Below are 22,873 nucleotides of genomic sequence, written 5' to 3'. Positions count from 1 at the left end.
CAGATTAAAAGTGCTGGTGACATCGAAGCCCGAGCCGCAGAGCTGGCCGATGCAAGAGCTCGGGTGACCCCGGAGGAACAAGCCCTCTGCGAGAAAGAGGCGTCGGCCAGCGCGGTGCATCTGGAGGCCTGGAGCTGGGACATGCTCCAGCGCTATCCCGTGGAACTCGACATGGCGATTGAACCCGAGCAGCCCCGTCCAAGCCCTGTCGTCTCCGTCCCTCCTGCGCCTGTCTACGTTCCCAAACCGCCGCGCCTCCACTGAAACCAAAGAGCCCCGCACTGCGGGGCTCAATGTTTGCGGGCGCTTGGCCGGCTCAGTGAAGGGTCGGGCGCTTCTTGCTGCGCACTGGATCCAGCTGGGAGTCTTTGGGCGTCCGGCCTGCGCGCCATTCGTCTATCGATGGGAGCTCCCGAACGATGACGGCCTCCCGGGTGCGCACAGCCTGGGATGGCTGGGCCGGGGCATGCTCCAAGGATTGGGCGGCGGCGCTCCCACCTGGTGGCTTCTTCTGGCTGTAGACGATCAGTTCGCCGGCGGACGCCCAGGCATTGCAAACATTTTTTTGGCGCACCAGTGGCTCGTCGGAGAGGGTCTGGCTCATCAGCCCGGCGAGCAAGTGGCCGGCGATCTCAAGTTGTTGGGGGTTGGTGGTCATGAAAACTCCTGCGTGTGGGGAAGTCCTCATCCAACCAACAATTCTCAGCTAAGCAAGAGCTCGCTTCGGGCCCCACTTCACAAATTTGAATACGAGGCAAATTTCAGTTTTGGTATGCCCAATGTTGATAGGTGGAGTTCCATCGCTCTCCTGGTCATCCGGAAAATAGTGGGCTCTGCCTTGCTGGAGGAAATGCGCCTATCAGGCTTGGGAGGCCGAACGGCCACCCACCCTCCCTCGGGAGCCTACCCGGTCCCCAAGAAGTCCGAGGTTCGCAGGCACAAAGACTTGAAGCGCTGCCGCTCGCTTGGCTATGATCGGGTATCACGCGGGGTATCACAAAAGGTATCATTTTTGGATCACCCCACTCCGGGATAAGCTAGGAAAATCAATTGGTTGGCGCGGGAGGATTCTGTTCCCATCGCCCGCTCCATGTGCCGCGAGGCTTTCAGCGATTCGGGCCGCTCCGCAATCTCCGGTGCGCTCCGCAATTCTTGGTCTCCTAGCGCCGCTTAGCCCGGCTCAGCATCAAGCCACGCCTGCAGTCGATCTGCAGATTCCATTGGGCGAACTATCAAAGACCAGACGGCAACCTCGTCAGTTTCATTTCCGTACGCGGTTGTCGCCCTTGTGCCCGGCGACCAGTCCGCCGTGATTCCAAGCTGTTCGATTCCTGCCAGCACGATGCCGCGTTGAGTAGATAGAACCGGCACTGCGCCATCGATCAACAGCATGCGCTCGTCAAAAAGATCACATTTCATAAGGTTCTCCGTTGTGAGAGCAGATGGTCGCAAAGAAAAATCTCAGGGGTGACTTGCGGTTTATGCTCGGATTACATTGAAATTTGACCGGTACTCTGGGTTCAGTTTATCGCGTCGAATTTGAATGACCGCTCCGTGATTGCGCGTAGCGCCGAGCTGCATCGGATCAGATTTCGTCAGGCTGTTATCTATTGGCGTGGTCGCTGTCTTGCGTGCCAACGCGCCGCTTGCCTCTTTTTGCGCATGGAAGACATCCGAAGCCCGCACAAAGACCGAAGAAAAAGATAGGCATCGCGGATGGATTGGCATACAGTGCCCGCCGCTGCGCTGGCAGTGGTTGCTGGCGCAGATGTCAGGTCGATGGAACGCTTGACCAGACCGGCTGTAGTGGCAACAAGGCAAGACACGCAGAGCGCGGTCTGCTGATTTAGAAAGGAAGTGGCTGTTGAGGTTGTTGAAACGTTGGATGTTGTTGCTGGTGGTTTTGGCTTTACCTGCGGGTGCTGCAGAGCTGGTCGGTCGTGCGACGGTGACCGATGGCGACACCATCACCGTTGCGCACCAGCGCATCCGCCTGTGGGGAATCGATGCGCCGGAGAGCGCGCAACAGTGCAGCGCACACGATGGCAGCACCTGGCCGTGCGGCCGCCGCGCTGCAGCGGCATTGGACAGCTATCTGCTGGACAAGACCGTGCGTTGCCAGCCAAAAGATACCGATCGTTATGGCCGCACGGTCGCCGAATGCTTCGTGCAGGGGCAGTCCGTCAATGCCTGGATGGTGCGCTCTGGCTGGGCGGTCGCCTATCGTCAATACGCCACCGCGTTCGAAGCAGACGAGCGCATCGCGCAGCAACAGCGGCGCAATCTCTGGCAGGGCGCGTTTCAGATGCCGGCAGACTACCGCCGCGACACGAAGGCGCGGACAGCAGCCACACGCCAGGCTGCAGCATCGGTGCCAAGCACTTGCACGATCAAGGGCAACATCTCCAGCGATGGCAAGAAGATCTTCCATGTGCCGGGCCAGCGCGATTACGCGAAGACGCGCATCTCGCCGGCGAAGGGCGAGCGCTTCTTTTGTTCGGTGAATGAAGCGGCCAACGCCGGGTGGAGACCGGCGCAACGGTGATGGTGCTGCGGGGTACCGAGGCACGCCGGCATCCCAGCTTCTGAATTTTCTTGCGTAGAGTCAGGGAGATCCCGATTGAGCCGGCTCTACTGCCGCCGCATAGTACCGGCATGACCACCCATTCCCAACTCGTCGGCGCGCTGATCAAGGGGATGCGCCGTGCCGAGTCTGCGTGGGCGGCCTCGATTGCCTACGGTGCCTGGCTCGCAAAGCAAGTGAGCTTCGGCCATGTCACGCCGGACAATGCGGGCAAGGTCCTGGACATGTTCGCGCTCGATCCCGAGCAGATCCGCGAACTCGGGCTGATTGGGGTGGAGGAGCTGGGCGAAACGGTCTACCACGCGTGGTCGATCAATGCCGGCGAATTGGATCGGGTGGTGCAGTGGTTTCGCACCCCGCGGGTGGAGTTTGTCGGCAAGCACTGCAGCGAACTGATCCGCGCCGGGCGAATCGGCCCGGTCCTGACCATGGCCCGCGAGCACGCACTGCTGCGCCATCGCTGAGCGCCAGCAGACCCGCACGGGCCCGGGCGCTTTACGCTGGGCGGCCCAGCGGCAATACTCGTTGACCCGCCCATACCTTATGTTTTGCCAATGCGCCAGGATTCGCCCGCTTCACCCACCGCCACCGCCCGGGCTCAACTGCTGGAAGAGCTGCGCAAGCTTGAACAGGAAGAAGCGCAGCTGAAATACGCCCAGACGCTGGAAGCCTTCGACCAGGTGATCGAGGTGCTTACCCAGTTCGGCAGCCGTTTCAATGCCAAACAAAAATCCCAGATCGCCTCGCTGGCGATGACCGGCAAGACCAAGGGGCCGCTGTCTTCCACCGGCGAAGTGGTCGCCAAGTACTGGATTCCGCATTCCGGCGAAACCTGGTCCGGCCGTGGTCGTACGCCGCGCGCCTTCAAGGCCTGGGAAGGCACCAGCTCTTATAAAGAATGGAAAGCCAATCATCCGGATAAGCGCTTCCCGCTGTATCCGGGTTGAGTCGTTCGACACGGGATGTCGAAGGCCTGCAGTGGGTTAGGCGTTGCTTTTGGCCTTCGATGTTTTGGTGAGTGGTTTGCGCTACAGCGCTTTGCTTTGCGCTCGTATTGCAAGACGCTTGGCCGATCTTCCGTGGTCTGCGCAGTCAGGTTGGATTTTTGATGATCTATCGTCGATGAATGGCTTGGGTGTTTGCACGCTTTAAGTGTGGTTGGCCGCAGACTTGCTGATGTCTGCTGGCTCTTAAGCATGTACTGCAGCTGCACGTCTGAGAACCGCAAGCCGCATGTTTTCAAACATCGCAGTCGATGCCGGCTTTTCAAGCAAGGCCACGAGCTCAGTAAATGCAGGAGAAGTATTCGCCGTGTTTCTCGCAGAAATCCCGAAGATGGATACGTACGAATTTCAGCTCCACATCCAGGTAGCAAGCAATGGCGTGGCCTAACGTAAGAGGTCGCACAAAGATTCGCTTGGGCATTGCCATCGGCACCATCATCCTGGCCACGCGTAAGCCGCGTAGCGCGCAGGACCACTCCGTCATTCCATCGACCGAGACAAAAACGCTTGCTGCCCATCCGATGCCGGTAGGCAGCAAGCGTCGCTCCTGATTGCGTGTTGCTGGGACAGCTTTACTGGTCGCTCTTGCACTCGAAGACCGACACGCTACGCGGCGGGGCCAGGAATTCGCTGGCACCGGCCGGCATCATGTCCACCTCCAGTGCTTCGTCGGTCGAGAGCACCAGTTTCCAGTGCACCGGCTCATCGGAGGAGGGCAGGGTGAAGGTCACGCCCTCGTGATAGGCGTTGATGACGATGAGCAAGGTGTCGTCATCGGCTAATTCCTTGACCCCCGAGGTCTGCGCCTTGCCTTCCAGCAACAGGCCCACCGAGCGCGCGGCGGGGTCGGTCCAGTGCGCATCGTCCATTTCGATGCCGCCTGGATTGAGCCAGGTGAGATCGCGCAGGCCGGCTTCTTCGTTGTATTGGCCGTTGAGAAAGCGGCCCCGCGACAGGATCGGATAGCGCTTGCGCAGACGGGTCAGTGCCTTCACGAACTCGGTCAGGCGGCCGTCGGTCGAATCGTTTTCCCAGTCCAGCCAGGTGATCTCGTTGTCCTGGCAATAGGTATTGTTGTTGCCACCCTGGGTCTGTGCACGCTCGTCGCCGCTGAGCATCATCGGCGTGCCTTGCGACAGCAGCAGCGTGGCAAGCAGGTTCTTCATCTGCCGCTCGCGGATCTGCAGCACCTCGGCGTTATCGGTGTCGCCTTCTTCGCCGTAGTTGCAGGAGCCATCGTTCGACGAACCGTCGCGGTTGTCCTCGCCGTTATCGATGTTGTGCTTTTCGTTGTAGCTGACCAGATCGCGCAAGGTGAAGCCATCGTGGGCGGTGATGAAGTTCACCGATGCCCACGGGCGCCGGCCGCGGCGATCGAATAGATCGGCCGAACCGGTGAAGCGGGTCGCGAATTCCGCCAGCTTGCCGTCTTCGCCTTTCCAGAATTCGCGCGCATTGTCGCGGAACTTGTCGTTCCACTCCGACCAACCGGGCGGGAAGTGGCCCACCTGATAACCACCTGGGCCGCAGTCCCATGGCTCGGCAATCAGCTTGACTTCCGACAGCAGCGGGTCCTGGTTGCAGGCATCCAGGAAGCCGCCACGTTGATCGAAGCCACTCGGCTCGCGGCCAAGAATGGTGGCCAGATCGAAGCGGAAACCATCCACATGCATCTCCCCGGCCCAGTAGCGCAGCGAATCGTTGACGAACTGGATCACCCGCGAATTGCTCAGATTCAGCGTATTTCCGGTACCGGTATCGTTGATGTAGTAGCGCTTGTCGTCGGCCAGGCGGTAATAGCTGGCGTTGTCGATACCCTTGAACGACAGGGTCGGCCCCAGCTCGCTGCCTTCGGCGGTGTGGTTGTAGACCACATCCAGAATCACTTCCAGACCCTGTTTGTGCATGGCCTTGACCATGTCGCGGAACTCATCGCGATGACCGCTGGACAGGTAGCGCGACTTCAGCGCGAAAAAGCCGATGGTGTTGTAGCCCCAGTAGTTACGTAGCCCCTTGTCGAGCAGATGCTGGTCGTCCAGGTACGCGTGTACCGGCAACAACTCCACCGCGGTGATGCCCAGGTCCTTGATGTATTGGAGTACCTGCGGCTGGGCCAGGCCGGCGAAAGTGCCGCGCACCGCCTCGGGGACCTGCCGATTGCGCATCGTGTAACCGCGCACATGGGTTTCGTAGATGACCGTTTCATTCCACGGCTTGAGCAGGCGGGTGTCGTCTCCCCAGTCGTAGGTGTCCTCGACCACCACGCACTTGGGCATGAAGGGCGCGCTATCGCGTTCGTCGAAGCTCAGGTCGCCGTCGGGGTGGCCCACGGTGTAGCCGTAGAGCTCGTCGGCCCAGATCAGATCGCCTTCCAGCTCGCGCGCATACGGGTCCAGCAACAGCTTGTTGTGATTGAAACGATGACCTTCGGTCGGCGCATAGGGGCCGTGGACACGGTAGCCATAGCGCTGGCCCGGCTTGGCATCGGGGAGATACCCGTGCCAGATTTCATTGGTGTACTCCGGCAGATCGACGCGGGTTTCGTTGCCCTGTTCGTCGAACAGGCATAGCTCGACACGCGTGGCATGCGCGGAAAACAGCGCGAAATTGGTGCCCTTGCCGTCGAAGACGGCACCGCGTGGGAACGGGCGCCCCTGACGGATGCGGGAGGGGTTGGCATAGGCCGCGCTTGCTGGACGTCGCATGGAGAGTCTCGGATTCGCCGGCATGCCGGCATTGAGGGGCCTCAAGCATTGCGTCTACAGCTGTGCAAGACGCGTTACGGCAACAGAGGTGTGGCGTGAGGGCGGCCGTCGGGATCGTTCACTTGACGCGCCGCTGCACGACGCGCGGTGAGCCACATTGCGGCCATGCGCGGGCAGGGGGGGGGGGCAAGGCCAGCTACTTGCGGCGATCAGGGTGAAGTCCGCGCGAAGTGCTTTGCGCAATCACGCGCATGCGTTGCTTGAGCGACGCGCCAGCGCCCTGCTAGCATCGGCCCGGTTGAGGCCGTGCAGCACAGCGTTGTTCGGACTTGTCGCGGTACCGTCGCTCTTCCCTTCTCGGGACCGTCGCAGTCGGCCTGATCGCAGCGTACATCGCGGGCTGCCGCGAACGCGCAATCGGCCTGCGCTGTACGGACTTGGGTCACTTCATCATCAGACTCTGCCCATGTCCAAGCCGCGCCGTGTGCCTGCCGCGATGAAAATCGCCATCCTTTCCCGCAACAGCAAGCTCTATTCGACCCGGCGGCTGATCGAAGCCGGACGCAAGCGTGGTCACACCGTGCGCATCCTCGACCCGCTGCGTTGCTACATGCGCATCGCCGCCGACGGCTTCAGCCTGCACTACAAGGGCAAGCCGATCACCGGCTTCGATGCGGTGATCCCGCGCATCGGCGCCTCGATCACCCGCTATGCCACGGCAGTGCTGCGCCAGCTCGAGTTCATGGGCACCTACACGCCCAATCCGTCGGACGCCATCCTGCGCTCGCGCGACAAACTGCGCGCGCATCAGTTGTTGGCCGCGCAGGGCATCGACATGCCGGTCACCGTGTTCGGCGACAACCCCGACGACACCCAGGATCTGCTCTCCATGCTCGGCCCACCGCCGCACGTGGTGAAGTTGAACGAGGGTGCGCAAGGCGCCGGGGTGATCCTGACCGAAAAGGCCAGCGCTTCGCGCGGCGTAGTCGAAGCGCTGCGCGGGCTGTACGCCAACTTCATCGTGCAGGAGTTCATCGGTGAGGCCGAAGGCGCCGACCTGCGCTGCTTCGTGGTCGGCGACAGGGTCGTGGCGGCGATGCGCCGGCAGGCTGCCGAAGGCGATTTCCGGTCCAATCTGCACCTGGGCGGCACTGCCGCCGTGGCCGAGGCAACCGCGCAGGAACAGGAGGTCGCGGTGCGCTCGGCACGCGCCTTGGGCCTGGCGGTGGCAGGGGTGGACCTGATCCGGTCAAGACGCGGCCCGCTGGTGCTGGAGGTCAACTCGACCCCGGGTCTGGAAGGGGTGGAAGGCGTGTGCGGCGTGGATGTGGCCGAGGCGATTGTCCAGCACCTGGAGCATTCGGTCCGCCGACAGCTGGTTAACGGCTTTACCAAAAAATTAACGAAAATCTAATTACGGCCTCGCTAGCCTCTTCCCACCGTAGCTCCGCTCTCGGCAGTGACGGTGATCGGGATGAACTTTTGGCCCAAGTGCGATGTCGCACTTGGGCCTTTTTATGGACGGCTTGCCGCTGTTTGGGTTCGCGTCTACATTCGCCAATGTTAAATGGGTCGGGCACAAGGAGGCGTCGCATGGCAAAGCGTTGGAGTGTTGCGGGACTGCTGCTCGCCACTGGCCTGATGAGTGGTCATGCCCTGGCCGTCGTGCTCGATCTGGACAAGCCGTTCAAGCCGCAGGCAGAGCAGGTCCGTACCGATCTTGCCGATGGCGAGAAGTACTCCGAGATCAGTCAGGATGAGCGCGCTAAGGTGGGCGCTGCGCTTGATCGGATCGAAGCAGCATTCCAGACGCAGCCGGATATCCAGGCGCTGCAGCCAGAGCAATTGGCAGCGGTTCGCAGCGATCAGGAGTTCGTCACCCGAATTTTGACCAGGGCACGCGAAGATAGCCGGCTGATTTGTCGGCGCGAGCGCGCGATTGGGTCGCAGATGAGTACGAAACAGTGCATGACGGCTGCCCAGCGGCGCTGTCAGACCACGGTGAGTCAAGACGACATTTCTCGGCGCCAGCGCTAAAACAGCTTAACGAACGAGGTTCCAGTGCGAATTCTAGTAATTGAAGATAACAGCGATATTGCCGCAAATCTTGGCGATTACCTCGAGGACCGGGGCCACACGGTGGACTTCGCCGCCGATGGCGTGACCGGCCTCCACCTTGCCGTGGTGCACGAGTTCGATGCCATCGTGCTCGACCTCAACCTGCCCGGCATGGATGGCATCGAGGTCTGCCGCAAGCTGCGCAACGAGGCGCGCAAGCAGACCCCCGTGTTGATGCTGACCGCGCGCGATTCGCTGGACAACAAGCTGGCCGGCTTCGACTCCGGCGCCGACGACTATCTGATCAAGCCGTTCGCGCTGCAGGAAGTGGAAGTGCGCCTCAACGCGCTGTCGCGTCGTGGCAAGGGCGTGCACACCCGCGTGCTGGAAACCGGCGATCTGGAGTACAACCTGGATACGCTGGAAGTGCGTCGCCGCGGCAAGCTGCTCCAGCTCAACCCGACTGCGCTGAAGATCCTGCAGGCGCTGATGGAAGCCTCGCCGGCGGTGGTCACACGCCAGGAACTGGAAACCCGCGTGTGGGGCGAAGAACTGCCCGATTCGGATTCGTTGCGCGTGCATATCCACGGCCTGCGCGCGGTGGTCGACAAGCCGTTCGATGTGCCGATGATCCAGACCCGCCACGGCATCGGCTACCGCATCGCCTCGCCCGATGCCTGAAAGTACGAGCGAGACGCGGCCGGCGCGTAGGCGCGGCCGCTATCGGCGGCGCCTGCGCAGCCGCATCATCCTGTCGTTCGTGTTGTTGGGCTTCTGCCTGACAACGCTGTTCGCCTTCGCCACCAACTGGGCGCGCTCGCGCGTGGAAAACCAGTTGGTCGAAGACGTGATGAACCGCAACATCGACGCCTTCGCGCAACGCTTCTATTCCGATCCGATGCGCAACCCCGATCTGCCGCTGCAGCAGATGCGCGGGCGCGTGGTCAAAAGCGACAAGTTCGAAGCGCTACGCCGCGAACAACCGGAGTGGTACCAGCTGCCTGACGGCATCCACACCATCACCGGCGTCGACGAAAGCGGCAATACCTATTCGTACAAGCTTGCGGTGCGCAAAACGCCCAGCGAGTGGTTCTTCCTTGCCTACGACATGACCCAGGCGCTGAAGGGCGAAATCCAGCTCAAGCGCACCCTGATCTTGTCGGTATTGGTGTTCAGCGGGTTTTCGCTGCTGATCGGCTGGTGGTCTGCGTCCAAGGTGATGCGCCCGGTCTCCGATCTGGCCGCGCGCCTGCGTGCCTATCGCGGCGGCAACAGCCAACCCAAGCCACTGGCCGCGCACTTCCCGGACGACGAGGTCGGCCAGCTCGCCGAAGCGCTCGACGACTACTCGGCGCGGCTCACCGAAGTGGTGCAGCGCGACCGCGAATTCAACGCCGACGTCAGCCACGAACTGCGCACGCCGCTGGCGGTGATCCGCGGCGCCACCGAGTTGCTGCTCACCAAGCCCAACCTGGACGAAAAGGTGTTGCAGCGGCTGCAACGCATCCAGCGCGCCGAGCAGCAATGCAGCGATCTGATCGGCTCGTTGCTGCTGCTCTCGCGTAACGAGCGCGGGCAGGGCAGCAGCAATGTCGCCAAGGTGGCCGAGCAACTGATCGATTCGCACCGCGCGCAGCTCGGCGGAAAACCAGTGGAATTGCTACTGGAGGGCGTACGCGATCTGGTCATCGACGCGCCCGAATCCGCCTTGTCGGTGGCGCTGGGCAACTTGATCGGCAACGCCGTCAAATACACCCAGGATGGCCAGGTGCGCGTGCGCGTGCTGGGCGATGCCGTCGAAGTGATCGATTCGGGCCCCGGCCTGAGCGAGGAAGACGCCGCCAAGCTGTTCCAGCGCGGCTACCGCGGCACCCACGCCGGGCACTCGCAGGGTGGTGGCATCGGTCTATCGATCGTCAGCCGTCTTTGCGATCTGTACGGCTGGCGGGTCAGCGTGCGGCCAGGGCAGGAGCGAGGCGTGATTGCGACATTGGCGTTTCATCGCTAGGTCGTCGTTGCGACCTGTCATGTTTTCCGCTTCCGGCCGTGGGGTGTACGCAATTGCAGAAATGACATGCTAATTCGTGCGCTGGCGATAGCGCGCGTCGAGCTCGTGCGCCGCTCGAATCAGATGTGCCGGCTGGCCATCGTTGACCACGACATCGTCCGCTAGCGCCAGACGCTGCTCGCGGGACGCCTGCGCAGCGATCATCTGATCCGCCAATTCCGGCGTGCTGCCATCGCGGCGCATCAATCTTGCATGTTGCAGTTCGACTGGTGCATCGATCACCAGAACGCGATCCAACCAGGGGTAGGCTATGCGGCCACCCGCTTCAGTGAGCAAAGGGATCGCAACGATGGCATAAGGACTTTCAGCCGCCTGTGCCGCGCGTTGCAACTCTGCACGGATAGCCGGATGCGTGATTGCTTCGAGCGCTTTGCGTTGCGTCACATCTGCGAAAACAATTTTGCGCAGCGCGGAGCGGTCCAGCGTGCCATCCGGCAGCAGGACGCCTTGTCCGAAGCGGTCGATGATGCAATCGAGAACAGGACCCGGCATGACGACTTGCCGCGCAACCACATCGGCATCGATGACCGGTACACCCAGCTTCTCGAACTCCGCGGCCAGCGCGCTTTTGCCGGAGGCAATCCCGCCGGTCAGGCCGACGATGAAGTCGCTCATCGTCGTGCCAGAGTCAACGCAACCCCGCGAAGCGCAGGTAACCGTCCACCAGATCGTTACCCCAGAAGAACACCACCCAGCCGGCGATGGCGAGGTAGGGGCCGAACGGAATCGGCGTGGCGCGATCGCGGCCCTTGGCGACCAGCCAGGCCGAGCCCAGGATGGCGCCGACCAGCGAGGAGATCAGGATGATGGGCAGGATGCCTTTCAACCCGCACCACGCACCAAGCGCGGCCAAAAGTTTGAAGTCGCCGTGACCCATGCCTTCCTTGCCGGTGAGCTGCTTGAACAACCACCAGACCGTCCATAGCGAGACATAGCCCACCGCCGCGCCCAACAGCGCCGGCTTGGCCGGCATGTACAGGTTGTCCATCGAACCGACCAGGCCCAACCACATCAAGGGCAGGGTGAGCTGATCCGGCAATAGCTTGTGACGTAGATCGATGCCCGACATTGCCACCAGGAAGCAGCTCAGCACGATTGCACCGAAGCCCTGCCAACCAAAGCCGAACCGCCAGACGCTAGCCACACACAAGAAGGCCGTGAGCAGCTCCACCAACGGATACTGGATCGAGATCGGCTTGCCGCTATAGCGCGACTTGCCGCGCAGCATCACCCAACTCAGGACGGGGATGTTCTCCCACCACTTGAGCTTGTCGCCGGTCACCGGATCGTGCGAGGGTTCCACCACGATCCCCGGCGGCGGCGGCTCGTAGATATCGGGCAACTCCAAAATCTCGCGCGCATCCCGCCGCCACTGCCACTCCATACGCTTGGGCAAGCGCAGGATCACCACGTTCAGGAAGCTGCCGATCAGCAGTCCCAGTCCGGCCGCGGCAGGGAAGCCGAGACCGGGATGCTGGTCGAGAAATGCCATTACGTCTTATCCAACCACCGAGGCGAGCTTGAAGATGGGCAGGTACATGCCGATGACCATGCCGCCGACGATGGTACCAATGAACACCATGATCAGGGGTTCGATCAGGCTGCTGAGCGCATCGACCGCGTTGTTGACTTCCTGCTCGAAATACTCAGCCACCTTGAACAACATGGCATCCAGCGCGCCCGCTTCTTCGCCGATGGCGGTCATCTGCACCACCATGTGCGGAAACAGGTTGACCTGTTTCATCGCTACGTTGACCGGGTAGCCCACCGAGACGTCTTCGCGCATGCGCAGTACTGCTTTTTCGTAGACCGAGTTGCCTGTAGCACCGGCCACGATGCCCAGCGCCTCGACTAGCGGTACGCCGGCCTTGAATGTAACCGCCGTTGTCCGGGCGAATCTTGCAATTGAGCTGTTATGCATGATCTGGCCAATGATTGGCACTTTTAGCACTAAACGGTCCATGCCATGTTGCATTGCTGGTGAACGTTTGTACGCGAAAACAGAACCGATTGCAGCGCCAATAAGTGCGAACAGCATCAGCCACCACCAAGACACCATAAAGCGAGACAGGTTGACGATCATCTGTGTGAAAGCAGGCAGCTCAGCGCCAAAGCCTTTGAAGACATCTTCAAATTGGGGGACCACCCAAACAAGCAGGATTGCACTGACCAACATCGCCACCGCCATTACCATGGCAGGGTAGAACAGGGCCTTCTTGATCTTGCCTTTTAGGGCTTCAAGGTTCTCTTTGTAAGTGGCGACGGTGTCGAGCACAGTTTCCAGTACGCCTGCGCCTTCGCCTGCTTTGACCAAATTCCGATAGAGCTCATCAAATTGCACCGGGTGCTTGCTTACGGCTTCGTAAAGCGATGCCCCGCCTTCGATATCTGTCCTGATCTGGCCAACCATTGTGCGCATGCGCGGATTTTTCTGGCCGCTACCAATGATCTCTAGCGCGCCGACAATCGGCACGCCCGATTTCATCATGGTTGCCATCTGTCGGCTGAAAAATGAAATGTCTTTTGCGGAGACCTTCTTTCCTGCAGCGCCGAATAGTGGCTTCGGCTTAACTTTCACAACGAGGGGGGTAATGCCCTGGCGTCGCAGCTCGGCACGCAGCAGATTTGCATTGCGGGCCGTTTGTTCGCCTTTCATCTTGACGCCGCGCTTGTCTGTTCCCTCCCAGATAAACGGGCTCATCTGCTCCGCCAGTGCGGCGGTCTTCGTCTTGACTGCGTTACGTACTGCTGACATGTGAATTCCTCATCCGCCATCCCCAGGCGGATACCTGAAGGATGGTAACCCGTTACTGGATCGCTGGCACCTAATTTTCAGGTAGCAGATAGCTCCCCAACCGCCAGCCTGGACCTGACGTTCTGTGTCACCTAGTGACCCGCGAGGGCTCGGCAAGAAGTGGGTCGCAGTTCGCGTTTCTGCCTCTGTGCACCGCTGCGGTACTGCTGCATCATCTGATCCGGGAGCACTTTGACGGCGTGCAGAAAACTGGCACGCTTTCTGCTACAGGTACTCTGCACGTGGCACCTCGCTACGCGGCGCCCAAAGGGAGTGCTCCGTGGGCGAAGACATTAATTACTCTAGGGGATATTTATGAAGAAGCAACAGGGTTTCACTCTGATCGAACTCATGATCGTCATCGCGATCATTGCAATCTTGGCCGCCATCGCACTGCCGCAGTACCAGAACTATGTCGCAAAGTCGCAGGTCACTGCTGGTCTGGCCGAGCTGAGCCCGGGCAAGACGCAGTACGAAACTCTTTTGAACGAAGGCAAGGGCTCGACGCTGACGACTGCTGATGCAGTTGGTCTGCAGGCCTCGTCGACCACCAATCGCTGTTCGACGATTACGGTGTTGGCTCCGGATGCTACCACCGGTGCGCAGACTAACGCTTTGAGCTGCACGCTGGCCGGTAGTCCGCGTATTGTTGGTAAGAAGATCACTTGGGCTCGTGATACCAACGGTGTTTGGACCTGCTCGACTGATATCGCGACTGGTGATAAGGCAAAGTTCGCTCCAGCTACCTGTCAGTAATATTTGAACCTCTCATTAAAAACCCCGACTTAGGTCGGGGTTTTTTTTGATCATTTCGCCGACTTTATCGTAACGGGTCCTAGTGAATTCCCGGCTGAGGGGAGCTGATATGCGGATTGAGTTCTTCGCCAATAAGGAGATTAAAGGCTTCACACTGATCGAATTGATGATTGTAATCGCTATAATCGCCCTGCTTGCTTCCATAGCGATCCCGCAATATCAGACCTACGTTGCCAAATCTCAGGTGGCAGCCGGCTTGGCCGAAGTCAGCCCCGGGAAGACGCGCTACGAGATTTTGGTCAATGACAGCGAGGGCAGCACACTAACTTCAGCCTCCGCAATTGGTTTGACTGCGACTGCTACCAGTCGATGCAGTGGCATTAGTGTGCTTGCACCTGATGCTAGTGGTGCTCAAGCACACGCTATAGATTGCACGTTGCGCGGCAATCCACGTGTCAATGGCGCCAAGCTCACGTGGGCCCGGGATGCAAATGGTATTTGGACATGCAGCACGGATTTGCCCCCGGTAGACAAAGATCGCTTCGCCCCTGCATCATGCCGCTAGTTTGTCTCGTGTTAGAGCTTGGTGGCTGTATTTTTGGTCTGACATGGGCCACTTGGAAACAATGATGAATAGCGCCGTGACCGCAAATTTGGTGGGAATTACGGGCATCGCGCGCCGTCTGGTACAGGACGGCGCTGTCGAAGAGGCAGTTGCGCGATCTGCGATGGATCAGGCATATGCGGCAAAAGTTCCTCTGCCGCAATGGTTTGCTGAGAAGAAGTTGGTCACTGCTTCCCAGCTCGCCGCTGCTAATGCGGTCGAGTTCGGTATGCCGCTGCTGGATGTGTCGGCGTTCGACGCCAGCCAAAACGCGGTCAAGCTGGTGAGTGAGGAACTACTCCAGAAACACCAAGTCCTGCCGCTGTTCAAGCGCGGCAACCGGCTGTTCGTGGGGGTGAGCAATCCGACCCAGACCCGGGCGCTGGATGACATCAAGTTCCACACGAACTTGGTAGTTGAGCCCATCCTTGTGGATGAAGATCAGATCCGTCGCACCCTGGAGCAATGGCAGGCCAGCAATGCTGCACTGGGCTCCGCGCTCGGTGACGACGAGGAGGGCATGGGGGATCTCGACGTCTCGGCCGGCGACGAGGACATGGGCGCCGGGGGGGATTCCGGGGTCGATGCCAAGGGTGATGACACGCCAGTGGTGAAGTTCGTCAACAAGGTGCTGGTGGATGCGATCAGGCGGGGAGCCTCGGACATCCATTTCGAGCCGTATGAAGACGACTACCGGGTGCGCTTGCGCATCGACGGCCTGCTGAAGAATGTGGCCAAGGCGCCGGTCAAGCTGAATCAGCGCATCGCAGCACGCTTGAAGGTGATGTCGCAGCTGGATATCGCCGAGAAGCGGGTGCCGCAGGACGGGCGCATCAAGCTCAACCTGTCCAAGACCAAGCAGATCGACTTCCGTGTCAGTACCTTGCCGACCCTGTTCGGTGAGAAGGTGGTGCTGCGTATCCTGGACGGCAGCGCGGCCAAGCTGGGTATCGACAAGCTGGGCTATGAGGCGGACCAGCAGAAGTTGTTCCTGGAAGCGATCCACAAGCCGTACGGGATGGTACTGGTGACCGGGCCGACTGGTTCGGGCAAGACGGTCTCGCTGTACACGGCGCTGGGGATCCTCAATGACGAAACGCGCAATATCTCCACTGCGGAAGACCCGGTCGAAATCCGCTTGCCTGGTGTCAACCAGGTGCAGCAGAACAACAAGCGTGGCATGACCTTCGCGGCAGCCTTGCGCTCGTTCCTGCGACAGGACCCGGACATCATCATGGTCGGCGAAATCCGTGACCTGGAGACGGCCGAGATTGCGATCAAGGCGGCGCAGACCGGTCACATGGTGCTGTCGACGTTGCACACCAACGATGCGCCGCAGACCATCGCCCGTTTGATGAACATGGGCATTGCGCCCTACAACATCACCTCGTCAGTGACGCTGGTGATCGCGCAGCGTCTGGCGCGGCGGTTGTGCAACAACTGCAAGCGCAAGTCGACGCTTCCTGACAACGCATTGCTGGCCGAAGGGTTCACGCCTGCCCAGCTTGCCGCCGGGATCGAGCTGTATGAGGCGGTCGGTTGCGATGAGTGCACCGAAGGCTACAAGGGGCGTACCGGTATCTACCAGGTGATGCCGATGACCGACGAAATCGGCGCGATCGTGCTGGAGGGCGGCAACGCGATGCAGATCGCCGAGGCCGCGCAGGCGATCGGTATCCGCGATTTGCGGCAGTCGGCGTTGATGAAGGCTGCGCACGGGGTGACCAGCCTGGCGGAGATCAATCGAGTGACGAAGGACTAAGCGCCCTCATCCGCCCTTCGGGCACCTTCTCCCGCGAGCGGGAGAAGAAAGCTGCAACGCGATCTCCCGCAAGCGGGAGAAGAGGGCGGGACGGCGATGCAGATCGCCGAGGCCGCGTAGGCGATCGGTATCCGCGATTTGCGGCAGTCGGCGTTGATGAAGGCTGCGCACGCGGTGACCGGCCTGGCGGAAATCACTCGAGTAACCAAGGAAGAGGGCTGGGAATCGGGGAGTCGGGATTAGGGAATCGGAACAGCTTGGTGACCCGGAATAGCCTGGGACCCATACGGTCCAGGCTGTTTTGTCTGGACAACAGCGTCGAGCATTGCAGCCGGCTACCGGGAGCTGACGCATGAGCCGGTCCATCGCAGTGTCTCCCACACAGGCCATCGAGGCCGGCAACTGCGCTTTTACGATTCCCGATTCCCCACTCCCGATTCCTGCTCTGCTACTCCATCCCCAGCTTCTTCAGCTTGTAACGCAGCGCCCGAAACGTGATGCCCAACTGCGCAGCAGTCTTGGTCTTGTTCCAGCGGTTTTCTTCCAGCGCCTTCTGGATCGCGGCGCGTTCCAGTTGTTCGATGTAGGACGGCAGCGCGGCTGAGGCGGGGTCGATGTCGACGACGGCTTCGCGCGGTTCGGCCGCGGCACCTCCTGAGGGGGCGGCCAGACGGTGGCCGCCGTGGGCGGGCAGGCGCAGGTCGGTGGCGCTGATCTGGTCGTCTTCGGCCAGGGCCAGGGCGCGTTCGAGGATGTTTTCCAGTTCGCGCACGTTGCCGGGGAAGCCGTAGTGATTCAATGCGTCGAGCGCCGATTGGGTCAGCAGCGGAGTGGGGCGGCCGTGGCTGTGTGCCAGCCGCGCGATGATGGCCGCGGCCAGCTGCGGCAGGTCGCCACCGCGTTCGCGCAGCGGCGGCACACGCAACTCGATCACGTTGATGCGGTAGTACAGGTCATGCCGAAAGCGGCCGTCGGAGACCAGGTCGCCCAGATCCTTGTGGGTTGCCGAGAGGATGCGCACATCCACCAGCGATTCGCTGGATGCGCCGACCGGTCGCACCGACTTTTCCTGGATGGCGCGCAGCAGCTTGACCTGCATTTGCAACGGCAATTCGGCCACTTCGTCCAGGAACAAGGTGCCGCCGTGCGCGGCCTGGAACAGCCCGGGCTTGTCGGCATGCGCGCCGGTGAAGCTGCCTTTCTTATGGCCGAAGAATTCGCTTTCCATCAGCTCGGCGGGAATGGCGCCGCAGTTGACCGGCACGAACGGGCCGGCGGCGCGTGCGCCTTGTTCGTGGATGGTACGTGCGACCAGCTCCTTGCCCACGCCCGATTCGCCGACGATGTAGACCGGCGCCTGGCTGCGCGCCACCTTGCCGATGGTGGCGCGCAGGCTTTCCATGGCGCTGGAGTCGCCAAGCAGGCGGCTGGCCTGTTCCGGTGGCGGCGGTGGCGGAGCGGGGCGGTCGCGGTTGTTCAATTCCAGCGCATGCTTGACCAGGCCGCGCAGCACGCCGATGTCGACCGGCTTGCTGACGAAATCGAAGGCGCCGGCTTTCAGTGCTTCCACGGCCAGGTCCATGCTGCCGAAGGCGGTGATCATCGCCACCGGCGTCTGCGGGTAGTGTTTTGCGATTTCGGTGACCAGTTCGATGCCGTTTCCGTCTGGCAACCGCATGTCGGTCAGGCACAAATCGTAGGGATTGTTGGCCAGCAACTCGCGCGCCTCGGCCAGGTTGGCAGCGGTGCTGATGCGCAGGCCCATGCGGCCCAGGGTGAGAACAAGCAACTCGCGGATATCACGCTCGTCATCGACAACCAGGGCGCTTTTGGGTTCGTTCATGGGACGCACGATAGCCCAGCGTGATGACGGTCGACAATTGTCGAGCGGGTCGCCGCCCAACCGTTCACCTGCTGCGCGGGCGCATCGTTGCGGTTTTCAGCACGTTTGCAAGGCGCCGATGCCAGTCGGCGATGCGGGGCTGTAGATGTGCTGCGTCGCCAAACGCGTCTGCATACGAAAGCCTTGCTTGCGCAGGCCCGCAAGCCCTGCAAGCCAACTACCGCATGGCGTTTGCGTCTTCGCCAATTGCAACGGTCTGCTATCGATCACGCTGCTCGCTCTGCTCGTTATTGTCACATCAGGCATCCCGCTCGACCGATCGCCAGGTCCTTACTTGCCGAGCAATCCGTTGGGGCCTTGCAACGAGATCCGGAAGCACGCGCCGCCGCCGGGGACCGCGACGTAGTCCAGTTGCGCCTGGTTGGCGCGGCAGAGTTCCTGGGCGATGTACAGGCCCAGGCCGGTGCCGTGTTCGGAGGTGGTGTAGAACGGGCGGAACAGTTGTGCCGCCACGGCGTCGGGGATGCCTGGGCCGCGGTCGATCACATCGATCACTGCCTTGCGCTCGAGGCGTTCGACGTGCAGCTTGACCCGTGCCGGTTCATCCATCACCCGGCCGTACTTGAGTGCGTTGTGCACCAGCGCGGTGAGGATCTGATGCAGGTGCTTGGGGTCGACCAAGGCATGCACGGAGCTACCCTGGATGCCGGCCTCCAGGATGTCGGTTTCCATCGACAAGGTCTGGCGGTATTCGACCACGAAGCGGCGCACGAATGCGGCCAGGTCCAGATTGTCCGGGGTGGCGCGTTCCCGGCGCGCCAGCGCGAGGACGCTTTCGACGATGCCGTTGGTGCGCTGGCATTGCTGGTGGATGATCTGCAGCAGGCGGCGGTCGGCATCGCCGATGTCCGGCGATTCCTCCAGCAACTGCGAGGCGTAGCTGATGGCGGCTAGCGGGTTGCGGATCTCGTGCGCCAGGCTGGCCGAAAAGCGGCCCATGGCCGACAGGGTCAGCGACTCGGCACGGCGCGACACCACCGTGGCGTCGTCCAGAAACACCAGCGCCAGGTCGCTGTCGGCAAGCAGGCGCACGAAGCGCGGCTGCACTTCCGGGCGGTCGGCGCCGAGTTGCAGCGGCGCTTCTTCCTCGCGCCAGCCGCTGCGCCAGCGCTGCAGCCGGCGCGCCAGTTCCGGGGTGAGCGCCACCAGCGACAGGTCGGTGGACGGGGTGCGCTGGTCGCCATCGCCCAGCAAGCTCAGCGCCGCTTCGTTGGCCAACGAGATATGGTTGTGGGTATCCACCACCAGCACGCCGGTGCGCATGCGTCGGATGATCAGCTCGTTGATCTCGTACAGATTGGCGACCTGGGCGCCGCGTTCTTCGGCCAGCATCTGGTTGCGACGGGCGCGCGCGGCGATTTGTTCGCAGATGAAGGCCACCGCGACGTAGCTGGTGGCAAACATTGCCAGCTCCGCCACCGGGCGGGTAGCGCCGCCGCCTTCGAGCAGGGTCCACAGGTATTCCAGCAGGATGGCGGCGCTGGCGAGTACCGCGATGCTCATGCCGTAGCGCAGCCGCAGCAGGATGGAGGCGGCCGCCACGTTGAACAGCAGCATCATCGCAATCCCGGCGCTGGCACCGGGCAGCGCGTGCGTGGCCAGGGTGGCGGCAAGGATGTCGGCCATTACCGCGCACAGCACGGTCGGGGTGAGGCGGCGTTCGCCGCGGCCCCAGAACAGCAGCGGGATCGCCATGCACAGGTAGCCGATCGCCACGCCGGCGGCCAGGCGCGGGTAGCGCGGCTCGGGGATGGCGTCGGACAAGGGGCTGAACACCAGTGCGGCGATCAGGCCGGCCACCAGCACCCGGTACAGCGAGAAAAAGTACAGCTCGCGCTGCGGCGCGGACTGGATCCGGGCGATGAGCGATGCGATGGATGCCAAGCCGATTCCCCGCTGGAGCGAGCCGCGAGTATAGGCAGGTGCGCGGTCTGCGCAGCGCTTGCGCACAGAGTCGGCCGGCGCGCAAGCGCTGCGATCGGGCGGCCAATCCCGTCGAATTTTGCGCCGCACGGCGTGGTCGGCCACAATAGGCGGCCCGTTCGCGTCCCATGACGTGCCGCCCCGGCGGTCTGCGTTGCACGCAGCGGTCGTTTCCTTTTCCCACGGTGACGCATGAATTTCCACGAATACCAGTCAAAACAGCTGCTTGCCGAGTACGGCATCCCCGTTCCGGCCGGCAAGGTCGCGGCGACCCCGGACGAAGCGGTTGAAGTCGCCAATTCCCTGGGCAATGGCCCCTGGATGGTGAAGGCGCAGATCCACGCGGGCGGCCGCGGTAAGGCTGGCGGCGTCAAGTTCTGCAAGACCACCGACGATGTGAAGGCCGCAGCAGCCAAGATGCTCGGCACCAAGATGTCCACCTACCAGACCGCCGGCGTCGAGCTGCCGATCAACCTGGTGCTGGTCACCACGGCCGGTGAGATCGTCAAGGAGCTGTACCTGTCGATCCTGGTCGACCGCGGGACCAAGACCATCACCTACATCGCCTCCAGCGAGGGCGGCGTGCAGATCGAGCAGGTGGCGGCCGAAACCCCTGAGCTGATCCACGCGCTCAATGTGGATTTCGTCGAAGGCGTGCAGGGCTACCACGGCCGCGATTTCGGCTTCAAGCTCGGCCTGAACGCCAAGCAGGCCGGCCAGTTCGCCAGCATCATGGTGAACCTGTATCGCCTGTTCAACGAAAAGGATCTGGCGCTGGTTGAAATCAACCCGCTGGCGATCCTGGACGACGGCAACCTGTACGCGCTGGACGGCAAGTTCGACAGCGACGACAACGCCGCGTTCCGTCAGAAGCAGCTGGTCGCCATGCGCGACAAGACGCAGGAAGACGAAACCGAAGTGACCGCGTCGGAGCTGGACATCAACTACGTCACGATGGACGGCAACATCGGTTGCATGGTCAATGGCGCAGGCCTGGCCATGGCCACCATGGACGTGATCAAGCTCAATGGCGGCGAGCCGGCGAACTTCCTGGACGTGGGCGGCGGTGCGAACAAGCAGCGCGTTATCGAGGCGTTCAAGCTGATCCTGTCCTCGGACAAGGTCGAAGGCATCTTCGTCAACATCTTCGGCGGCATCGTCCGCTGCGACATGATCGCCGAAGGCATCATCGCCGCGGTCAAGGAAGTGGGCGTCAAGGTTCCGGTCGTGGTGCGCCTGGAAGGCACCAACGTGGAAGAAGGCAAGCAGCTGCTGCGCGACAGCGGCATGGCCATCATCCCGGCCGACAACATCAACGACGGTGCCAAGAAAGTCGTTGAAGCTGTCAAGAACGCCGCCTGATCCACGACACCGAAGGAATTATCCATGTCCGTTTTGATTAACAAGAACACCAAGGTGATCGTGCAGGGCTTTACCGGCCAGCAGGGCACCTTCCACGCCACTCAGATGGTCGAGTACGGCACCCAGGTCGTCGGCGGCGTGACGCCGGGCAAGGGCGGCACCACCCACATCAATCTGCCGGTGTTCAACACCGTCGCCGATGCGGTCGAGGCCACCGGCGCCGACGCCTCGGTGATCTACGTGCCGCCGCCGTATGCGGCCGATGCGATCCTTGAAGCGGCTGCGGCCGGCATCAAGGTCATCGTGTGCATCACCGAAGGCATCCCGGTGCTGGACATGCTGCGCGTCAAGAACGTGCTGACCCGTTCGCATCCGGACACCGTGCTGATCGGGCCGAACTGCCCCGGCGTGATCACCCCGGGCGAGTGCAAGATCGGCATCATGCCGGGCCACATCCACAAGCCGGGCAAGATCGGCATCGTGTCGCGCTCGGGCACCCTGACCTATGAGGCGGTCAAGCAGACCACCGAAGTGGGCCTGGGCCAGAGCACCTGCATCGGCATCGGTGGCGACCCGATCAACGGCCTGAACTTCGTCGACTGCCTCAAGCTGTTCAACGAAGACCCGCAGACCGAAGGCATCATCATGGTTGGCGAAATCGGTGGCGACGCCGAGGAAGCCGGTGCCGAGTACATCAAGAACCACGTCAAGAAGCCGGTGGTCGGCTTCATCGCCGGTGCCTCGGCGCCGGCCGGCAAGCGCATGGGCCACGCCGGTGCGATCGCATCGGGCGGCAAGGGCACGGCCGAAGGCAAGTTCGCGGCGATGGAAGCCGCTGGCGTCAAGACCGTCCGTTCGCCGGGCGATCTGGGTGCGGCGATCGCTGCGCTGGTGAAGTAAGCACGCCCCACGCGCAAGCGTGTGAGCGTCAGAAAGGCCGCCTTCGGGCGGCCTTTCTTGTTGTTGGGGCGTGGGAGCTTGCCCTCATCCGCCCTTTGGGCACCTTCTCCCGCAGGCGGGAGAAGGGAGTGGCGAGCGCAGGTGTGAGTGTTGTGGCGATAGGAGCTACGACTGTGCAGCATCAGCATCAGCATCAGCATCAGCAGAAGCAGAAGCAGCAGAAGCAGTAGCAGCAGAAGCAGTAGCAGCAGTAGCAGTAGTAGCAGTAGCAGTAGCAGTAGCAGAAGGTTAGACGCAGACCGATCCACCGACTGCCTTTCGCCCTGGATTTCCCCTCTCCCGCGTGCGGGAGAGGGGCAGGGGTGAGGGCGCTTTCCTTACACCTCCCAACGGCCGCAGCCGATAGCGAGCAGTGGCGCTCGACACCAAGCTGTGAGCTCCCCAGACCTG

At 61.9% G+C, this 22,873-nt stretch carries 20 protein-coding genes and 2 pseudogenes; 14 read left to right on the top strand and 8 right to left on the bottom strand.

The window, feature by feature from the left end; genetic code table 11:
- Positions 1 to 264: pseudogene (locus J7367_RS14435) on the top strand (plasmid mobilization protein); the annotation flags it as partial.
- 52 nt (positions 265 to 316) lie between these two features.
- Here the strand turns inward: J7367_RS14435 and J7367_RS14430 are convergent.
- Together J7367_RS14430 and J7367_RS14425 are read right to left on the bottom strand one after the other, a co-directional pair.
- Positions 317 to 658, bottom strand: coding sequence for a hypothetical protein (locus tag J7367_RS14430; RefSeq protein WP_057662502.1), 342 nt, complete (start codon positions 656 to 658; stop codon positions 317 to 319).
- A gap of 512 nt (positions 659 to 1,170) precedes the next feature.
- The gene (locus tag J7367_RS14425; RefSeq protein WP_081027900.1) at positions 1,171 to 1,419 is read right to left on the bottom strand and encodes a hypothetical protein; all 249 of its coding nucleotides are present in this window, start codon (positions 1,417 to 1,419) and stop codon (positions 1,171 to 1,173) included.
- Between the two features lie 466 nt (positions 1,420 to 1,885).
- Here J7367_RS14425 and J7367_RS14420 point away from each other — a divergent pair, with 466 nt between their 5' ends.
- The 3 genes from J7367_RS14420 to J7367_RS14410 all read left to right on the top strand — a co-directional run bounded on the left by J7367_RS14420 (position 1,886) and on the right by J7367_RS14410 (position 3,531).
- The gene (locus J7367_RS14420) at positions 1,886 to 2,545 is read left to right on the top strand and encodes a thermonuclease family protein (protein ID WP_057662499.1); all 660 of its coding nucleotides are present in this window, start codon (positions 1,886 to 1,888) and stop codon (positions 2,543 to 2,545) included.
- Between the two features lie 110 nt (positions 2,546 to 2,655).
- Positions 2,656 to 3,048 carry a hypothetical protein gene (locus J7367_RS14415; RefSeq protein ID WP_057662496.1) on the top strand — a complete coding sequence of 131 codons (393 nt, stop codon included), beginning with the start codon at positions 2,656 to 2,658 and terminating at the stop codon, positions 3,046 to 3,048.
- Positions 3,049 to 3,138: 90 nt separating this feature from the next.
- Positions 3,139 to 3,531 carry an H-NS family nucleoid-associated regulatory protein gene (locus tag J7367_RS14410; RefSeq protein ID WP_057662493.1) on the top strand — a complete coding sequence of 131 codons (393 nt, stop codon included), beginning with the start codon at positions 3,139 to 3,141 and terminating at the stop codon, positions 3,529 to 3,531.
- A 629-nt stretch (positions 3,532 to 4,160) separates the two neighbouring features.
- Here the strand turns inward: J7367_RS14410 and glgX are convergent.
- Positions 4,161 to 6,293, bottom strand: a complete 2,133-nt coding sequence (glgX, locus tag J7367_RS14405; RefSeq protein ID WP_057662487.1) for a glycogen debranching protein GlgX — start codon at positions 6,291 to 6,293, stop codon at positions 4,161 to 4,163.
- 466 nt (positions 6,294 to 6,759) lie between these two features.
- Here glgX and rimK point away from each other — a divergent pair, with 466 nt between their 5' ends.
- The 4 genes from rimK (at position 6,760) to J7367_RS14385 (ending at position 10,359) form a co-directional block, all read left to right on the top strand.
- Complete coding sequence (gene rimK / locus J7367_RS14400; RefSeq protein WP_176215045.1) at positions 6,760 to 7,707, top strand: 30S ribosomal protein S6--L-glutamate ligase; 948 nt, start codon at positions 6,760 to 6,762, stop codon at positions 7,705 to 7,707.
- Positions 7,708 to 7,853: 146 nt separating this feature from the next.
- On the top strand, positions 7,854 to 8,330 hold the full coding sequence (locus tag J7367_RS14395) for a hypothetical protein (RefSeq protein WP_057662485.1): 477 nt from the start codon (positions 7,854 to 7,856) through the stop codon (positions 8,328 to 8,330).
- Positions 8,331 to 8,354: 24 nt separating this feature from the next.
- Positions 8,355 to 9,032 carry a response regulator transcription factor gene (locus J7367_RS14390; protein WP_003490678.1) on the top strand — a complete coding sequence of 226 codons (678 nt, stop codon included), beginning with the start codon at positions 8,355 to 8,357 and terminating at the stop codon, positions 9,030 to 9,032.
- Positions 9,025 to 10,359: a HAMP domain-containing sensor histidine kinase gene (locus J7367_RS14385; protein ID WP_057662483.1), complete on the top strand. Its 1,335-nt coding sequence runs from the start codon at positions 9,025 to 9,027 to the stop codon at positions 10,357 to 10,359. The genes J7367_RS14390 and J7367_RS14385 overlap by 8 nt, the downstream gene beginning before the upstream one ends.
- 69 nt (positions 10,360 to 10,428) lie before the next feature.
- Here J7367_RS14385 and coaE read toward each other — a convergent pair whose 3' ends face one another.
- From coaE to J7367_RS14370, 3 genes are read right to left on the bottom strand one after another with little or no spacing between them, the layout of a single operon-like run.
- Positions 10,429 to 11,034 (bottom strand): dephospho-CoA kinase, encoded by a 606-nt coding sequence (gene coaE, locus J7367_RS14380; protein WP_057662480.1) that lies wholly within the window; start codon positions 11,032 to 11,034, stop codon positions 10,429 to 10,431.
- A gap of 13 nt (positions 11,035 to 11,047) precedes the next feature.
- Positions 11,048 to 11,911, bottom strand: coding sequence for an A24 family peptidase (locus J7367_RS14375; protein ID WP_017155144.1), 864 nt, complete (start codon positions 11,909 to 11,911; stop codon positions 11,048 to 11,050).
- 6 nt (positions 11,912 to 11,917) lie between these two features.
- Positions 11,918 to 13,174, bottom strand: a complete 1,257-nt coding sequence (locus tag J7367_RS14370; RefSeq protein ID WP_057662477.1) for a type II secretion system F family protein — start codon at positions 13,172 to 13,174, stop codon at positions 11,918 to 11,920.
- A gap of 354 nt (positions 13,175 to 13,528) precedes the next feature.
- On the opposite strand from J7367_RS14370, the gene J7367_RS14365 reads away from it, so the two are divergent.
- From J7367_RS14365 to pilB, 3 genes are all read left to right on the top strand, one after another.
- Entirely contained in the window at positions 13,529 to 13,969 is a 441-nt protein-coding gene (locus tag J7367_RS14365) for a pilin (RefSeq protein ID WP_057662474.1), read from the top strand.
- Positions 13,970 to 14,078: 109 nt separating this feature from the next.
- The gene (locus tag J7367_RS14360) at positions 14,079 to 14,534 is read left to right on the top strand and encodes a pilin (protein WP_039568290.1); all 456 of its coding nucleotides are present in this window, start codon (positions 14,079 to 14,081) and stop codon (positions 14,532 to 14,534) included.
- Between the two features lie 91 nt (positions 14,535 to 14,625).
- Positions 14,626 to 16,335, top strand: a complete 1,710-nt coding sequence (gene pilB, locus J7367_RS14355) for a type IV-A pilus assembly ATPase PilB (protein WP_176215049.1) — start codon at positions 14,626 to 14,628, stop codon at positions 16,333 to 16,335.
- A 448-nt stretch (positions 16,336 to 16,783) separates the two neighbouring features.
- On the opposite strand, the gene J7367_RS14350 is transcribed toward pilB, so the two are convergent.
- Positions 16,784 to 18,238 (bottom strand): sigma-54 dependent transcriptional regulator, encoded by a 1,455-nt coding sequence (locus tag J7367_RS14350; RefSeq protein WP_176215044.1) that lies wholly within the window; start codon positions 18,236 to 18,238, stop codon positions 16,784 to 16,786.
- Between the two features lie 270 nt (positions 18,239 to 18,508).
- Positions 18,509 to 20,122 (bottom strand): HAMP domain-containing sensor histidine kinase, encoded by a 1,614-nt coding sequence (locus J7367_RS14345; RefSeq protein WP_007965357.1) that lies wholly within the window; start codon positions 20,120 to 20,122, stop codon positions 18,509 to 18,511.
- A gap of 231 nt (positions 20,123 to 20,353) precedes the next feature.
- Between J7367_RS14345 and sucC the strand changes: the two genes are divergently transcribed.
- The 3 genes and pseudogenes from sucC (at position 20,354) to J7367_RS22310 (ending at position 22,829) form a co-directional block, all read left to right on the top strand.
- A complete protein-coding gene (gene sucC / locus J7367_RS14340; protein ID WP_057662470.1) occupies positions 20,354 to 21,523 on the top strand; it encodes an ADP-forming succinate--CoA ligase subunit beta in 1,170 nt (389 codons plus the stop codon).
- A 24-nt stretch (positions 21,524 to 21,547) separates the two neighbouring features.
- On the top strand, positions 21,548 to 22,423 hold the full coding sequence (sucD, locus tag J7367_RS14335) for a succinate--CoA ligase subunit alpha (protein ID WP_005921370.1): 876 nt from the start codon (positions 21,548 to 21,550) through the stop codon (positions 22,421 to 22,423).
- A 173-nt stretch (positions 22,424 to 22,596) separates the two neighbouring features.
- A pseudogene (locus tag J7367_RS22310) lies at positions 22,597 to 22,829 on the top strand (hypothetical protein).
- The last annotated feature ends 44 nt before the right edge of the window (positions 22,830 to 22,873 follow it).

The organism is Xanthomonas sp. D-36-1, assembly GCF_017746155.1.
Lineage (GTDB): Bacteria > Pseudomonadota > Gammaproteobacteria > Xanthomonadales > Xanthomonadaceae > Xanthomonas > Xanthomonas cissicola.
This window is presented reverse-complemented; position numbering and strand designations above follow the sequence as displayed.

Coding starts and splice junctions, on each gene's coding strand:
- J7367_RS14430 (WP_057662502.1), bottom strand. CDS start 658: ATGACCACCAACCCCCAACAACTTGAGATCGCCGGCCACTTGCTCGCC.
- J7367_RS14425 (WP_081027900.1), bottom strand. CDS start 1,419: ATGAAATGTGATCTTTTTGACGAGCGCATGCTGTTGATCGATGGCGCA.
- J7367_RS14420 (WP_057662499.1), top strand. CDS start 1,886: ATGTTGTTGCTGGTGGTTTTGGCTTTACCTGCGGGTGCTGCAGAGCTG.
- J7367_RS14415 (WP_057662496.1), top strand. CDS start 2,656: ATGACCACCCATTCCCAACTCGTCGGCGCGCTGATCAAGGGGATGCGC.
- J7367_RS14410 (WP_057662493.1), top strand. CDS start 3,139: ATGCGCCAGGATTCGCCCGCTTCACCCACCGCCACCGCCCGGGCTCAA.
- glgX (WP_057662487.1), bottom strand. CDS start 6,293: ATGCGACGTCCAGCAAGCGCGGCCTATGCCAACCCCTCCCGCATCCGT.
- rimK (WP_176215045.1), top strand. CDS start 6,760: ATGTCCAAGCCGCGCCGTGTGCCTGCCGCGATGAAAATCGCCATCCTT.
- J7367_RS14395 (WP_057662485.1), top strand. CDS start 7,854: ATGTTAAATGGGTCGGGCACAAGGAGGCGTCGCATGGCAAAGCGTTGG.
- J7367_RS14385 (WP_057662483.1), top strand. CDS start 9,025: ATGCCTGAAAGTACGAGCGAGACGCGGCCGGCGCGTAGGCGCGGCCGC.
- coaE (WP_057662480.1), bottom strand. CDS start 11,034: ATGAGCGACTTCATCGTCGGCCTGACCGGCGGGATTGCCTCCGGCAAA.
- J7367_RS14375 (WP_017155144.1), bottom strand. CDS start 11,911: ATGGCATTTCTCGACCAGCATCCCGGTCTCGGCTTCCCTGCCGCGGCC.
- J7367_RS14370 (WP_057662477.1), bottom strand. CDS start 13,174: ATGTCAGCAGTACGTAACGCAGTCAAGACGAAGACCGCCGCACTGGCG.
- J7367_RS14365 (WP_057662474.1), top strand. CDS start 13,529: ATGAAGAAGCAACAGGGTTTCACTCTGATCGAACTCATGATCGTCATC.
- J7367_RS14360 (WP_039568290.1), top strand. CDS start 14,079: ATGCGGATTGAGTTCTTCGCCAATAAGGAGATTAAAGGCTTCACACTG.
- sucC (WP_057662470.1), top strand. CDS start 20,354: ATGAATTTCCACGAATACCAGTCAAAACAGCTGCTTGCCGAGTACGGC.
- sucD (WP_005921370.1), top strand. CDS start 21,548: ATGTCCGTTTTGATTAACAAGAACACCAAGGTGATCGTGCAGGGCTTT.